Genomic DNA, 15980 nt, shown 5'->3' with positions numbered 1-15980 from the left:
CGTCACATGCACGGTTGTTTCCGTAATCCCGTACATATTAATGAGCTGCGTGTTCGGATATTTCGCCTTCCACGGCTTGAGCATGACCGGGTTCAGCGCTTCCCCGCCGAAGATAACGCAGCGGACGGCAAGCCCGCTCTCCGGTTCTTTCAATTCCTCTTGGATCAGCGTATAAAATGCAGTCGGCGTTTGATTCAGCACCGTCACGCCTTCCTGCCGGAGCAGCTGCGCGAAAGCTTTCGGATGTTGCGCCGTCGTCTTCGGCACAACGACGCACCTGCCGCCGTGCAGCAGCGCGCCGTACATTTCCCACACGGAGAAGTCGAAGCAGAAGGAGTGGAACACCGTCCACACGTCATGCTCGTTGAAATCGAACTGCAGCCGGTCATGCACGAGCAGGCGCACGACGTTCTGATGCTCGATCATCACGCCCTTCGGCTTGCCGGTCGTGCCGGAGGTATAGATGATATAGGCCATATCATGCGGCCCATTCACCGGCTCCAGCTCTGCGGTATCCCCGGCGAAAAGCCCCGCATCGCTCATGTCCAGCACGACGCCATCATAAGGCGTCTTGCCGAGCAGATGCGGCTGCGTCAACAGGACGCGGGCTCCGCTGTCCGCCAGCATGAACTGCGTGCGCTCCAGCGGATAGTCCGGGTCAAGCGGCACATAGGCGCCGCCAGCCTTGAGCGTCGCGAGGATGCCGACGATCATGTCGAGCGAGCGCTCGAGAAGCAGGCCGACCCTCGCGTCCGGTTCCACGCCGTGGCTGCGGAGCACGCGGGCCAGGCTATTGGCGCGTTCATTCAGCTGGCGGTAAGTCAGCCTTTCCTCGCCGCAGGAAGCAGCGATGCGATCCGGTGTCCGCTGGGCCTGCGCCTCGAACAGGCTATGGATGGTCTGATCCTGCGGGAATGCCGCTCCGCTACCGCTAAATTCACCCAGCAGCTGTGTTTTTTCGGCATCGGACAGCATGTCAATTTGAGCCAATTGAATGTCAGGCTGCTTGGTTACAACATCAAGGATGCGCAGGAAATGCTGCGCCAGTCTTTCCACACTCGCCCGCTGAAATAAAGCCGTGCAATATTCGAGATGGAAAGCAATCCCCTCTTCTTCTTCAGCGGCTTCGAGCGACAAGTCGAATTTGGCGATGTTTCTGCCCTGGTTAAACGGCGTGACGGCCAGATCGGCAATGCGAACCGTCTCATCTCCTGTATTTTGCAGGACGAATAACACGTCAAACAGCGGGTTGCGGCTTAAATCACGCCGAACGTTCAGTTTTTCGACCAGCTCTTCAAACGGATAATCTTGATTTTCAAACGATCTCAGGGACGTTTCCTTTACCTCTGCCAAAAATTGAAGGAACCCTTTTCCTGCCTCTGGATAGTTACGGATGGCAAGCGTGCCTACGAACATGCCAATCGTGTGCTCCACATCGGCATGCGCCCTTCCGGCAATTGGCGAGCCGACAATAATCTCCTCTTGACCTGTATATTTAGCCATGAGCACGTTGTAGGCAGCGAGCAATACCATATACAGCGTCGTACCCGTTGCTGACGTAAGATGATGCAGGCCCTGCATGAGCTCCTTGCCCGAATGAAAGGCGATGCGATCGCCGTCAAAGCTTTGCAACGGAGGTCTGGCATAGTCAGTCGGCCAATTGAGCACTGGAATGTCACCGGCATAAGACTCCAGCCAGTAGGCTTCTTGGCGCTTCATATCCTCGCTTTGCAGCTGTTCATTCTGCCACACAGCGAAATCCTTATACTGAATGCGAATGTCTGGCAAATTCCTGCCCTCGTACAATTCGGTAATTTCGCGAATGAGCACCGATACGGAAACCCCGTCGGAAATAATGTGATGCATATCGCAGAGCAGCATATGGCGATCTGCCGATAGCTTCACAAGACCGACGCGAAACAGTGATGCCTGGCTTAAGTCGAATGGTTTAACGAAATCGCGCACGAGCGAGCTCAGATTCCCCTCAGTCGCTTCCGTCGCCTCTATCCTTTCCAAGTTAAATGCCACATGCGCGTGCACCTTCTGCACCGGTACCCCGTTCATGGTATGAAACGAGGTGCGCAATGCTTCGTGGCGCTGAACCAACTGCTGGAACGCGTCCGCTAATCGCCCGCCGTCCAACTGGCCTTCCACCAGAAACGCATCCGCCATATTGTAGCTAGTGCCCGCTTCATCCAATTGATGGATGACGAACATTCGCTTCTGCGCCGACGATACGGGATAAAACTCCTGCTCTGGCGCAGGTTCAATCGCTGAATAGCTCTTCGCTTCCGATTGGATTATGAAAGCGGAGACTGCCGCGATTGTCGGCGATTGGAACAATGTGCGCAGCGGTACTTCCACGCCGCATGCTTTGTGCATGTGCGAAATGAGCATCATCGCTTTCAGGGAGTGCCCCCCAAGCTGGAAAAAATCATCGTGAATGCCGATGCGATCCACGCCCAGCACCTCTTGCCAGACAGCGGCAAGCTTATCTTCCGTTGCATTCGTCGGTGCGACAAAGGCCGTTCCGATATGAACGCCGCCTTCAAGAGCTCCCAGAACTTTACGGTCCAATTTGCCATTTGGCGTAAGCGGCATTTTGTCAAGTTGCACGAAATGGGATGGCACCATGTAGGCTGGCAGCAAACCTGCCAGATGTTCCCGCAGCTTCTGAATGGTCAGCGTTTCGTGCGCAACAAGGTACGCGCACAAATATTTGTGCTGCGCTTGATCGTCTTTCGCGATCACAACGGCTTCCTTCACGCCTTCATATTTCATCAGGCTCGCTTCGATTTCTCCCAGCTCGATGCGGTAGCCTCTTATTTTCACCTGATGGTCGCCCCTGCCAAGGAATTGAATGTTGCCATCCGGCATCCATCTGGCCATGTCCCCTGTGCGATACATGCGCTCGCCGGGTGCAAACGGATTATCGACAAACTTCTCAGCGGTCAGCGCTGGCTGATTATAATACCCCCGGGCAACCCCGATTCCGCCGATGCACAGCTCGCCAAGTACGCCGATCGGTTGCAGTTTCAATTGCGGGTCAAGCACATAAAACTTCATATTCGGCAGCGGCTTGCCAATCGGTACATGACCGTGATACGGCAAGGATGCCTCGTTCTGTTCATAATAGCTGGAATCGATGCAAGCTTCCGTCACGCCATAGCTGTTCACAATCCGCATCATATGGCCAAATCGCGCCAGCAGATTCGAATAATCTTCGGCAGAACAGCTGTCCGATCCCAGAATAAGCAGATTCAACTGTCTGATATCCAAGCCATGATCATAAATATATTGCATCAAGGGAACGATCAGAGCCGGCGTCGATTCGAAAATATTGATTTTATAATCCGTAATTAGCGCGTAAAGAGAAGCAGGATCCAGCTTAACATCATTCGGACAAATGATGAGCTTGCCGCCATTCAACAGCGCCCGTGCCAGATCCCCGGCAAATACGTCGAACGCAAAGCTCGCCATTTGCAGCAGATTAACCTGGAACGTATCCAGCTTATAGGCATCTTTCCAGGCGAAAGCAACGTTCGTGTAACTGCCATGTTCGATCATGACGCCTTTAGGGCGCCCTGTCGTACCCGACGTATAGATGATATAGGCAAGCTGGTCGCTGCTTTGCGGGATCCCCAAATTAGTTGAAGCTTCAGAGTACAGGCCATTTTCCTCAAAACAAACGATTTCTTTATCAAAAGATACCCGGCCCGCAATTGCGCGCTGTGTCATCAACAGCTCCGCCCGGCTGTCTTCAAGCATGTAATGAATCCGTTCATCCGGATAATCGGGATCGATAGGCAAGTAGGTGCCTCCCGCTTTCCACACAGCAAGAACGCCAATGATCATCTCGATCGAACGATCCACCATAATCCCGACAACGCTCTCCGATTGAATGCCCTTCAAACGGAGTTTCCGCGCGAGCTGGTTGGACATGCTGTTCAGCGTCTTGTAAGTAAGCCTCTCATCCTCGCAAACAACGGCGATATGATTTGGCGTTTTCTTCGCTTGTTCTTCAAATAACTCTGGGAACGTTTTTTGGGACGGGTTTGCTCTTTCCGTCGCATTGAATCCTTCCAGCAGCAGCCGTTTTTCATCCCCCGAAACGATTGCTATATCAGCAAGCGCGATATCCGGGCAATCGACAACGCCCTTCAAAATTTCGATATAATGCCCAGCCAGACGCTCCACCGTCGACCTTGCAAACAGCTTCGTGCAGTACTCCAACTGGAAAACAAATTCCAGTTCCTTCTCTACTGCTTCCAGGGAAAGATCGAATTTGGCGATACGGTTATCCAAAGTGAAGGGAACGAAGGTTAAGGCGTCGTCAAACTCCAATACCGTCAAATCCTTCATTTGCAGGCTAAACATCGTATCGAACAAAGGATTTCTGCTCATATCCCTCGCTACATCCAGCTTTTCGACCAACAGCTCAAACGGATATTCCTGATGCTCGAAAGCTTGCAGCGCGTTCTGTTTTACTCCTTCCAGGAAATGGCGGAAGCTAAGATCCTGTATCGGCCGGTTTCGCAGAGCAAGCGTACCTACGAACATCCCGATCGTATGTTCAATATCAGGATGAGTTCGGCCCGCCACAGGCGTACCCACTACGATATCCTCTTGATTCGCGTATTTAGCCAGCAGCACGTTGTAGGCAGCAAGCAGCAGCATGTACGTCGTGGTTCCCGTCTCCGCAGCAAGCCGGTTTAACCGTGTCATTAATGGTTGCCCCGTACCAAACGTAATGCTGTCGCCTTCAAAGTTCTGCACCGACGGACGCGGATAATCAGTAGGCAAGTTGAGCACTGGAATATCCTCTGCAAACGCTCCAAGCCAGAAGGCTTCCTTCTTTTTCATCGCGCCCGATTGGAGAAAATCGTTCTGCCAAACCGCATAGTCTTTGTATGGCACTGGCGTAGATGATGGCTCTAAACCACGGTATAGCTGCGCTAATTCGCCAATGAGGATTTCGATCGACAACGCATCGGAAATGATGTGATGCATATCAAACAAGAAAAGGTGGCGATTTTCATCGATTTTTGCAAGCCCGATTCGAATGAGCGGAGCACGCTCCAGATCAAACGGCTGGACAAACGTAGTTGCGAGCACTTGGAGAACATCCGTACTGGCTTGCGACTCCAGATGGATCTGTTGAATGGTAAAATCGATATGATCGTGCACTTTCTGCACAGGGTGTCCATCGATTGTATGAAATGAAGCACGAAGCATGTCATGACGAGCAATGAGCTGATTGAAAGCAGCTTCCAGTTGCGTTGGATCAAGCGGTCCTTCGATGGTAAACACGCCAGGCATGTTATACGTAGTTCCTGAGCCTTCGAACTGGTTCAGTACGTACAGTCGTTTCTGGGATGAAGATAAGGAATAATAGTCTCCATGCTCAGCAGGTGCAATGGAATTGAACGTTTCTTTGGCAGCCTGGTCGATATAGGGTGCAATTGCTTGGATGGTTGGCGTCTCAAACAACACGCGAAGCGGAAGCTCCACAAAACATAGCTGATGAATACGTGAAATGATCTGCATGGCCTTTAATGAATGGCCGCCCAGCTCAAAAAAATTGTCCTGCACGCCAATGCGATCATTCTCAAGGATGTCCCGCCAAATGAGAACAAGCTGATGCTCCGTATCGGTGCTTGGAGGCATATACTCACGGCCAGTCACAGCGATTCCTGTCGGCTTGGGTAGCGCCTTTCGGTCAATTTTTCCGTTAACGGTGATCGGCATACGATCTAAACGGACATAATGAGAAGGCACCATATATGAAGGCAGCTCTTGCGCCAGATGCCCGCGCAGATCAGCAACCGTCAACTCAGTCTCGCTGATGAGATAAGCGCACAAATATTTTTGCCCCTGCGCATCATCAAGCGCGATCACGGTAACCTCGTGAATCAGCGGGTGCCCAAGCAGGCTTGTTTCGATCTCGCCAAGCTCGATGCGGTGTCCACGGATTTTCACCTGATTGTCAATCCGGCCCAAATACTCCATTTCGCCGTTTGGCAGCATTTTCGCCAAATCGCCCGATTTGTACAAACGTTCACTCGGTTTATACGGATTCATAATGAAACGCTCGCTCGTCAATTCGTCGCGATTGAGATAACCTCTGGCTACGCCCGCTCCGCCGACGTACATTTCACCCACAACACCCATCGGCACCAGTTGCCTGTTCGAATCCAAAATATAACAGGATAACGTCGGAATTGGCGTTCCGATATTGCTTACATTCGTTTCGATTTCCTTCTCGCCGATTTCTTTAAACGTCACATGCACGGTCGTTTCGGTAATACCATACATGTTAATCAGCTTCGTCGCCGGGTACTTGTGCCGCCATGGTTTCAGCATGACCGGGTTCAGCGCCTCGCCGCCAAAAATAACGTAGCGGATTGCAACCCCGCCGTCCTCCCGCTGCATCTCTTCATGAATGACTGAATAGAAAGCTGTAGGCGTCTGGTTCAGCACAGTTACTTGTTCATCTCGAAGCAATTGCGTGAATTCCTTCGGATTTTGCGCTATCATTCTGGGAACGACCACGCATTTGCCGCCGTATAAAAGTGCCCCGTACATTTCCCATACCGAGAAATCAAAGCTAAACGAATGAAATACTGTCCATACATCGTCTTCGCTAAAATCAAATTGCAGTTTATCATTATGCAGCAGCCGAACCACGTTGCGGTGCTCGATCATAACGCCTTTTGGTTTACCTGTCGTACCCGAGGTATAAATGATATAAGCCATATCGGACGGCTGATTCACGACCGGCAAATTTGAACCATCGCCTGAGTCTTGATCGTTCCCGCCAATGGCCAGAACTGTTCCTGAGAAAGGCACTTTGTCCAGCCACTGTTCTTCAGTCAGCAGCACTAGGGCTCCGCTGTCCTCCAGCATAAACTGAATGCGCTCTTCCGGATAATCCGGATCGAGCGGCACATAGGCTCCTCCCGCTTTTAATATCGCGATCATGCCCACGATCATTTCCGCAGAACGATCCACCATAAGACCAACGCGATCGTCCGGTTTCACGCCGTGATCACGCAGTTTTCTGGCCAAACGGTTGGCGCGTTCATTCAGTTCACGGTACGTATAGCCTTCGCTTCCAAACGCAACTGCCGTGCGGTCCGGCACCCTAGCTGCTTGATCTTCAAATATCTCATGAATGGTTGTACCCATTGGATATTCAGCTTCAACGCCTGACAATTGATTCAACAGACGATTTTTTTCCTCTTCTGTGCAAAGCTCAAGCTCGCACAGCGGTTTATTGGGATTGTTTAATACATCCTTGAGAAGCTCAAGCATGTGTGAAATCAAGGTAAAGATTTCTTCACTTGTGAATAACCCTGTACGATAATCGACATCCAACTGTAGTTGGTCTGTGTCCATACGATCTTTAATATGCAAGATGAAATCATTAGCCTCATGTCCGCTGCCCAACGGTTCTGTCACATATTCAACATGCGCTTTTTTCTGCCATTCCATGACCTGATATTCCACAAAAATACCGAACAGCCTGCTGATATCGTTGTGCTTTTCCCTCAATTCATTAACGAGTACGTTATAAGGGTATTTTTGGTATCGGGATATGTTCATTTGCTTTTTGCCGACTTTTCGGATAAAAGACAATACATCCAGCTCAGGCTCCACCTGCATACGGAAGGGGGTCGTGGAGACGAACATACCCAGCATATTTTTCTCTTTGGCATTCGTCCGATTGGAAAAATTGGTGCCCAGAACGATATCCTCATGAGAGGTGACGCGATACAGATATGTGAACAGCACAGCAACAAACAAGGTAAACACACTGACATTATGTTCTTTGCAAAATGCTGCCATCTGTTCGCGAAGGGCTTGCGGAACAATAACGGATTCTCTCGCTGATGCGGTGCTGACCCGATACAAATCGTACGTTTTCAAGCTCGTAAATTCAGGAATGGTGTGAAATTCCTCATGCCAATAATTTTGATCTTTCGCATAGCGGTCGGAAGCCTCATAAGCAGGCTCATTTCGTACATAGTCTATATACGTTATTGATTTCTCATCCAAAATCGTTCCATCATTTGCAAGAGCGATATATCTGTCAATGATTTCGTTAACGGCGAGCACCATCGAAATCCCATCCGAGATCAAATGGTGAATTTTGATAAAAACCCGTCTCTCATCACTGCTGAATTTGAAAATAGCGAATTCGAACAAATTCGCATCATGAAGCTGGAATGGCTGCTCCAACTTATGCTCGCACCATTGCCGTATGGCTTCATCGGCGTCATGGCGATCGCTGAAATCAAAGAATGGAATGTCGAAGGGAACGAATTCAGCCGTGTATTGGCGCGGTTCGCTGCTATGCTGGTCAAGCACTCGCAGGCGAATCGTGTCCTGCAGCCTTACGAAATCATAGATCGACTGCTTTAAGAGATCGCAATTGATGCGTGCATCTCTCAAATTGAACGTGCCGCCCAAATTGGAAATGCTTGTGTTTGGATAAAATTTCTCCGTGTACCAAATTCTTTTCTGTGCATGTGTTAACGGGTACGTCGGTTGGTTCGACATTCGATTCCCTCCACCATGTATATTTCTCTATAACCAAATTACGTTGCCGGTTTGTACGACTTGCTTTTTAGCAGGGCCCGCAGGGATTTTATGAATGCTGTCGATCACTGTCTGAATGACTTTATCTTGTTGACCATGGAGAAAGAAATGATCGCCCTCGAACATATGCAAATTAAATTCACTCATCGTGTGCTCATTCCAGGAAGCCAGTGAAGCCACGGTGACATCGTAATCGGAGTTCCCGCCAAATGCGGATATCGGGCAAGGCAGCGGCTGATCCTGGATGTAGGAATAGGTTTCGCAAACTTCAAAGTCAGCCCTAAGCCTCGGCAGCAGCAGCTGCATAAGCTCGTCATGCTGCAGCACCGCCTCCGGCGTGCCGTTCATCCGTCTCAGCTCCATGATGAACTCGTTGTCAGGCAGCTCGTGAAGCTTTTTTTTCGTATAAGGAAGCCCCGCGCTGGAACGGCCGGAAACGATTAATTGTTCCGGGGGCTTTCCATATATTCTGCTGAGTTGGCGTGCAGTTTCATAGGCGATCAATGCACCCATACTGTGGCCGAAAAAGACAAAGGGGGTTTGAAGAAGAGGCTGAATTTCGACGACAATCGCTTGAACAATTTGCGACAGGGAGGTCATCGGAGATTCAAGCCCCCTGCTCTCTCTGCCAGGTAACTGAACCGGGCAAACCTCAATATCCTTTGGAAAATAACGGGACCAATCGCGAAACACCGAAGCTCCTCCTCCGGCGTACGGAAAGCAAAACAAGCGAAGTTTGGCATGGGAATTCACATTTGCATGCAGGAACCATGAGTGAAGTTTGGATGTCATCTCACTACCTCTTTCATCCTTTTTATGAATTGGGCGGATCTTATGAAAATCGATTTCCGACGTATAGGTTCTTAGTTCCCCCCCATCATTCGACTAGATCAAGTGTTCCATCCGTTACACGATACGTATTGTATCAGAAATAGGTTTTTTTGGCTATATATTTCAGGGCTATCTAAAGTATTAAATTACTATGTTGCATGTTAATTTTTCAAAATATTTATTTTATATGAACAAATTGTTAAAATACGATGAACACAGCTTTCTCAACAAAGAATTAATATGCAAAAAAAGGTTTAAATGTTATATTTATGACGAATTTCAATTCTGCATGTCTTAATGTGTGTCAGCACTCTGCTCTATAATACGATACAAATTGTATCTTATTATATATTTCAAAAATCGAAAGGAATGAGAGTTATGAGAAAAAAGTTTGCCGCAGTCCTGCTAGCCTTCGTGTTAGCCATCACCTTCGTTGTCGCTCCAGCTTCTGCAACAGTCGCTAATCCCAACCTGTCCGGAGTGCCGGGCACATGGGCGGCTGGCGCAACGCCAGCCAATCTCGATCCCAAACTGCCAGTTATTTTATTCGTGCAAGGGCTTGGCGGCAATGCCGGTTCCTGGTATGCCACCAATGACATGTATCAAACGGCTTACAACAACGGTTACCAGACCGCCTTCATTGAGCTGAACGATTCCAGCGGTACGCCCAAAAACATGTGGGACAACGGTCAGCTTCTCGCCCAGAAAATTGCTGCCATTTCCCAGCAATTTAACAAAAAGCTCGTGATCGTCGCGCACAGCAAAGGTGGCGTGGATACACAGGCTGCGCTTGTGCACTACAATGCTTACCCTTATGTGACGAACGTTGTTACACTAAGCTCTCCCCACCACGGTTCGCAGCTGGCCGATCTGGCGTACTCGAACTGGGCCGGATGGCTCGCCGATCTGATCGGTTACAAAAACGACGGCACTTATTCCATGCAAACCTCGTATATGAACTATTTCCGTTCCATCACCGATTCAAATGCCAATACCTCCTACAACAAGTTCTATACATTTGCAGGAAACGGTTGGGCTGATTCGTCCAGCAGCACGTACTTTACAGGCGGTCTGTTCCTGTCACTCTACGGAAGCAACGACGGTGTCGTTACGGTGAGCAGCGCCTCCGTGCCAAAAGGCACAATGGTTAAAATCGGTAATTGGGATCATAATACGATCCGTCAAGGCTCCAAGACGTTCTCATTATTTAAACCGTATTTAACAGCGACAGGCACTGCCTCGAACAAAGTTGCCAATTCGGATGATCTCGTCACAATCGCAGCGAATTCCGATTCTAAAAAGGCTCCGCGTGACGATGCGGACGCTGACGTGAATAATGTATTGATTCGTGGCGGTCAGCACAACGGATCGGCAAGCGAAAGCTTCCTTGTAGAAAATGATGTCCGAAGCATTACGCTGGATTGGATATCGGATCAGAAAGTGAATGCCTTCGAGCTTGTTTCCCCTTCAGGGCAACCAACAAAAGTTGAAGTTAAATCATATCAGGACGAGGAAGTCTTCAAAAATGCCTGGCATCACGTCGCTGTCGTCAACAATCCCAAGCAGGGAGAATGGACGCTCCGCACGCAAAGCGCCCAAGCCGGCGGTTATCTATTGACCGTTCGCTACGATTCGGACTTGGACAAATCGATTCATTTGAACACCAATCATGAGAAAACGAAGATTCGCGTTCAGCGCGATCAGGCCGGATTGAAAGCAGATAAACTGAACATCCAGTATCAGGTCGATTATACGCCTGAGGGCAACAATGCGGGCAAGAAACACTCCAAACAACTGCATAAACTGCAAGCCATCGATTCGGACAGCGACGTTACACTCTCTGACGAAAACGATACAGGCGTCTATCAAGCCTCATTCGTCGTCAAAGGGCAAACCGTGAAGGGCGTACCCTTCGAAAGAACGCTGCTTCGCTCCATTTACATCGACGAGAAGGGGAATAGACACTAATTCTTTAAAGGAAAAAACGGCTCTTTCGCCAACAAGGCGAATGGAGTCGTTTTTCTTTTGCGAGGGGGGCGCTGGCGTCACTTCTTCTCCACGATCACATCTAGGTATGGGGACGTCTCATTGTCCAGCAAGGGTGCAGGCAACTGCTTCAAATACTTGTCAAAAAAAGCAAGCACATAGCTATTGATCTTGCTTCTCGTCGCTTTCGGGGATACATGAAGGCCGTCCATCCATCTCAGGGCCGGGGACCAGGCATAATAATCAGTAAAGCTCATATGTTTGATCCCTTGAAACGTCACCGTATACCCGCCGTTTCCGAACAAGCTGCGGGTGCGAGCCGGAATCTCTGTTTTATACTTGTCGAAAGCTTGTCTGCTGACACCGATTTTGGCCAATTGTTGATCCGTTGGCTCCGCATCATTGCCGGCGCCTGCGTCTCCTGCCTTCATCAACATAAAGGGCTGAGGCAGCCCGTCAGCGATCGCTTTGCCGAAAGGCGTTCCATCCATATTCACGCCGGCCTTCATCCGTTTATCGGCATGAAGCGTTTGAACCGTAGCCGCCCCTCCGAAGGAATGGCCGAGCATGCCAATTTGATCCATATTTATTTTGCCAGTCAGCAATCCTTGGGGATCGTTCTGGTTCAACTTTCCAAATTCATCCAACACGAACTGCGCATCCTGCACCCAGGTTTGAATCAGTTGATCCCACGCGTCAATGTCGATCACAGGAGGCAACGTTTTCGTCTTGGGCACCACATGCTGATCGGAGAACACGGTCGCTGACGCATATCCCGTATGCTGAATAGCACAAACCAAATAGCCGTGGCTTGCCAATTCCTCCATTTGCATGGTGCTTGTAAATCGCGTGCCAGGCAAGCCGTGAGAGAACACAAGGAGCGGATATTGCGCTTGATCGGCGGCTAATCGGGTGGATGCGTATGCCTGCATCTTGACATAGCCTAAATAGCCATAAATAAACGCTGGAATGTTATGGGCTTGATGCATGGCCTGCCCCATCTGACGATATTCCGGCATGTATAGGGCTTTCTTGGCACCCTCATCAAGCTGAGCCGGGTACCAGAGTTGAACGAGCAGTTCCCGCCGATCGTCGGGAGCGGCTGTCAGCTTCTCGTCCCTTGACGCATCAGTCCAATCGTAGGTCATCGTGCCTACCGGATACGGACCGGTTGGCGAATCCAGAGTAAAAACGGGGAGCAGCAGGGGCAAAGCCGCCGAAAGGGCCCAAAGGAACAGAAACAAAACGCTTGCCCATATTCGGCGCTTTCGGTTTTTTACCAGTAAATAGCCTAACGTCAACGCATAGAGCGGAATCATTTGCCAGCGATATCCTTCAACAATCACATGCAGCAGGGCAGCTCCTATACAAGCAATAGAGATCAGGAAGCCGAATCTTCTCCGTTTAACCCACGTATTCCCGATCCACAAAATAAGCACGCATACCAGCAGTAAAGTCTCGAATAAACGCATGAGCCCTCCGTTTCACTTATCATCATTCCATTCATTCCAAATGGTTTCTATAATAAGGATTCGGAAAAAAGTGGGAAATTATTCATCTCCTCTATTATTCGTATCTCAGGGATTCAATAGGCTGCATATTGGCCGCTTTCTTAGCTGGGTACCAACCGAAGAACAGTCCGACGGCAGCGGAGAAGCCGAAGGCGACCACAATCGTCCAGCCCGATATCATGAACTGCCACTTCGTGATGATTGCGAAAACAAATGAACCCAGCACGCCGATCAATACGCCGATCCCCCCGCCAATAAAGCAAAGAATGATCGCTTCCATAATAAACTGCTGCAAAATCAGCCCTGGCGTCGCTCCAATCGCTTTGCGGATACCGATCTCCCTCGTACGCTCCGTGACTGACACGAGCATAATATTCATAACGCCCACTCCGCCGACAATCAGGGAAATGCCGGCAATGGAACCTATAATGGTTTGCAGAATGCTAAATATCGAATTCAGGCTTTGCTGGAAATCCTCTACCTTTTGAATGGCGTAATCACTGCTGTCCACATAATGCGTTTTTGCCAAATGCTTCGTAACCGCCATGCCCGCCTTATCTCTGAGCTGGGGATTGGCAGTGTCCGCGATGACCATGAGCGTATCCAGCTCATTATTGCTGCTCTCTTTGAGCAAAGGCAAGCTGTCATACGGCATATAAGCGGCAACATTTTTGCCGCCGAGGCCGGATAATAGCGACTTATCCGACTTGAATACGCCAATAATTTCATATTTCTTGTCATCCAGCGTAACCTTGCGGTTAATCGCCTGATCCGAAGAACCGAACTCGCTTTGCGCATAATTGGATTCCACGACGATAACCTTTTGGCGCGACTTTTGTTCGCCTTGCGTGAAGAACCGTCCTGATTCCATTTTTAAATTATAAAAATTTTTGAGATCTGAATAAGCGCCTGTCATCATAAAATTAGTCGTCGTTTCGCCTGTCTTGGACACCATTGTCATGCTCATCGAGCCGGAAGCGGCTTGAATCCCCTCCATCGAGCGCACTTGCTTCAAGTCCTCCGTTGTGAGCTTGATTTTATCCGCTTTGGTCACGTTCGATGAAGGCGAGACAAAGAATACGCCAGGGGAATACTTGGCCAGCTCCGAAATGACGGAGCCTTTGCCGATTTGCCCGATGGAGACGACTAGTACGACTGAGGCCACGCCCACGACAATGCCGATCATCGTCAGCATCGAGCGAAGCTTGTTCACACGCAAGCTCTCCAGGCAAATGAGCAGATTTTTCCATACACTCATCGCAGCTCACTTCCCTTGCGCCGATCTTCGATAATTTCCCCGTCTCCGAATCGGAGAATGCGTTTGGCATGCTCGGCGATATCCATCTCATGCGTAATCACGATGACCGTCGATCCTTCCTCATTCAGCTGTGTGAATAACGCCATAATTTCATGGGAAGATTTCTGGTCCAAATTCCCGGTTGGTTCGTCGGCGAGCAGAATAGACGGGTTCATAGTCAACGCTCTGGCAATTGCGACGCGCTGTTTCTGCCCTCCCGACAGTTCGCTGGGACGGTGATGCACCCGCCCTTTCAAGCCCACCTTCTCAAGCAGGCTGCGTGCCCGCTCCGCCTGTATGGTAGATGGAATCCCGCCATATACCATGGGAAGCTCTACATTTTTCTGAACCGATTGCCGGGCGAGCAAATTAAAGTTCTGGAAAACGAAACCGATTTTCTTATTGCGCACTCTCGCCAATTCTTTCTCTGATAACGATTGGACCTCTTGCTGGTCCAAGGTATACGTGCCCCCGCTCGGAATATCCAAACACCCGAGAATGTTCATCAACGTCGATTTACCGGAGCCGGAAGGCCCGATGATAGCGACATAATCCCCTTTTTCGATAATCAGATTGGTGGGCTTAAGCGCTTGGACTTCTACGGCTCCATTGCGGTATATCTTATGAATTCCCTCCAATTCAATCATTTTACCGTCACCTGCACACCGTCCTTCACATCCGCTGACGGTCCTTCAATGATCGCTTCATCTGCTTGCAGTCCTTCAAGCACTTCAATAAATTCGTCGTTTTCCTCCCCTAGCTTGATCGTAGTGCGAACAGCCTTACCCTCGACCACTTTAAAAACATAAGCTTGCTGCCCGTCACGCTTTACGGCGGTAAGCGGCACGATCAGATGAGCGCTGTTCTCCACCGTGAGCTGGACGGTCGCCTTATACCCTGGGCGCAGCTCCGCATCCGGCTGTTCAAGGTCGATGATACATTCAACGACGGATTCCTTGGCGTTCAGCTCGGAAGTGACGGCTATAGGCGAAATGGATGAAATTTTCCCTTTATAGGTGTTCTGGAAGGCTTCGCCCGTTACCTTGACTGCCATCCCGACTTTAGCCAAATTGGCATCATTCTCCACCAGATTGGCCTTGATCTGCAGCTGGGACAAGTTCGTGACCGAGAACGCAGACGTACCTTGCGTCGTCTCTTGGCCTTCCTTGACCGACACGCCGGTGACCATGCCGTCGATATCGGCAAGCATTTGATTTTTCGTGAGTTTTCTCTGAATATCGTCAATCGACGATTGCGCGTCCTGGATTTTTAAGTCATACAATTTCAAATCCGCTCCATGATTGTCGTCATACGACTCCAAACTTGCTGATACGCCGGTCTCGCTTACTTCCTTTTTCACAGTTTCCAATGTTTGCTTTCTCGTTTTGCTTTGATCATTCTGGAACTTTTCCTTCTCCGCCATATTTAATTGCAGCTGCAGCTGCTCTTGCTTCAGTTTCGTTTCCAGATCCGAAGTGGACAAGGTCAGCAGTTCCTGCCCCTTTTGGACGAGATCGCCTTTTTTAACATTGATTTTATCAATAACGCCGCCTGTTGAAATAAAATACTCTTTAGTCACCTTAGGCTCGATCTTGCCGCTCGCGAAAACTTCCTTCGTGATGCTGCCTTCTTTCGCTTTCGCAACTTGTACCGCCCCACCCGTAGTCGCTTTAGATGAAAACAGCCCGGTTATTACAAGTACGACAACCACTAAAAGTAAAATCGATACACCCCATACTACTTTCTTCAACACA

The 15980-nt window shown here is 49.7% G+C and carries 7 protein-coding genes; 1 reads left to right on the top strand and 6 read right to left on the bottom strand.

From position 1 onward, the window contains the following. The coding region (locus ABRS97_RS22190) for a non-ribosomal peptide synthetase (protein ID WP_367817625.1) at window positions 1-8562 on the bottom strand (8562 nt) is incomplete at its 3' end. 27 nt (window positions 8563-8589) lie between these two features. Continuing rightward, a complete protein-coding gene (locus ABRS97_RS22185; RefSeq protein ID WP_367817623.1) occupies window positions 8590-9393 on the bottom strand; it encodes a thioesterase II family protein in 804 nt (267 codons plus the stop codon). Between the two features lie 417 nt (window positions 9394-9810). Between ABRS97_RS22185 and ABRS97_RS22180 the strand changes: the two genes are divergently transcribed. Continuing rightward, a complete protein-coding gene (locus tag ABRS97_RS22180) occupies window positions 9811-11400 on the top strand; it encodes a lipase family alpha/beta hydrolase (RefSeq protein WP_367817622.1) in 1590 nt (529 codons plus the stop codon). 77 nt (window positions 11401-11477) lie between these two features. Here ABRS97_RS22180 and ABRS97_RS22175 read toward each other — a convergent pair whose 3' ends face one another. The 4 genes from ABRS97_RS22175 to ABRS97_RS22160 form a co-directional block, all read right to left on the bottom strand. After that, window positions 11478-12890 carry an alpha/beta hydrolase family protein gene (locus ABRS97_RS22175; protein ID WP_367817620.1) on the bottom strand — a complete coding sequence of 471 codons (1413 nt, stop codon included), beginning with the start codon at window positions 12888-12890 and terminating at the stop codon, window positions 11478-11480. A 94-nt stretch (window positions 12891-12984) separates the two neighbouring features. Beyond that, window positions 12985-14187 (bottom strand): ABC transporter permease, encoded by a 1203-nt coding sequence (locus ABRS97_RS22170; protein ID WP_367817619.1) that lies wholly within the window; start codon window positions 14185-14187, stop codon window positions 12985-12987. Continuing rightward, window positions 14184-14873, bottom strand: coding sequence for an ABC transporter ATP-binding protein (locus tag ABRS97_RS22165; protein WP_367817617.1), 690 nt, complete (start codon window positions 14871-14873; stop codon window positions 14184-14186). Before ABRS97_RS22165 ends, ABRS97_RS22170 begins: the two co-directional genes overlap by 4 nt. Beyond that, on the bottom strand, window positions 14870-15979 hold the full coding sequence (locus tag ABRS97_RS22160) for an efflux RND transporter periplasmic adaptor subunit (RefSeq protein WP_367817615.1): 1110 nt from the start codon (window positions 15977-15979) through the stop codon (window positions 14870-14872). Before ABRS97_RS22160 ends, ABRS97_RS22165 begins: the two co-directional genes overlap by 4 nt. Window position 15980 lies beyond the last annotated feature (1 nt).

This window comes from Paenibacillus tabacirhizosphaerae, assembly GCF_040812395.1.
GTDB lineage: Bacteria > Bacillota > Bacilli > Paenibacillales > NBRC-103111 > Paenibacillus_E.
This window is presented reverse-complemented; position numbering and strand designations above follow the sequence as displayed.

Bases quoted from the DNA above. Each gene is read 5' to 3' on its own strand.
- ABRS97_RS22185 (WP_367817623.1), bottom strand. From the start codon at position 9,393: ATGACATCCAAACTTCACTCATGGTTCCTGCATGCAAATGTGAATTCC.
- ABRS97_RS22180 (WP_367817622.1), top strand. From the start codon at position 9,811: ATGAGAAAAAAGTTTGCCGCAGTCCTGCTAGCCTTCGTGTTAGCCATC.
- ABRS97_RS22175 (WP_367817620.1), bottom strand. From the start codon at position 12,890: ATGCGTTTATTCGAGACTTTACTGCTGGTATGCGTGCTTATTTTGTGG.
- ABRS97_RS22170 (WP_367817619.1), bottom strand. From the start codon at position 14,187: ATGAGTGTATGGAAAAATCTGCTCATTTGCCTGGAGAGCTTGCGTGTG.
- ABRS97_RS22165 (WP_367817617.1), bottom strand. From the start codon at position 14,873: ATGATTGAATTGGAGGGAATTCATAAGATATACCGCAATGGAGCCGTA.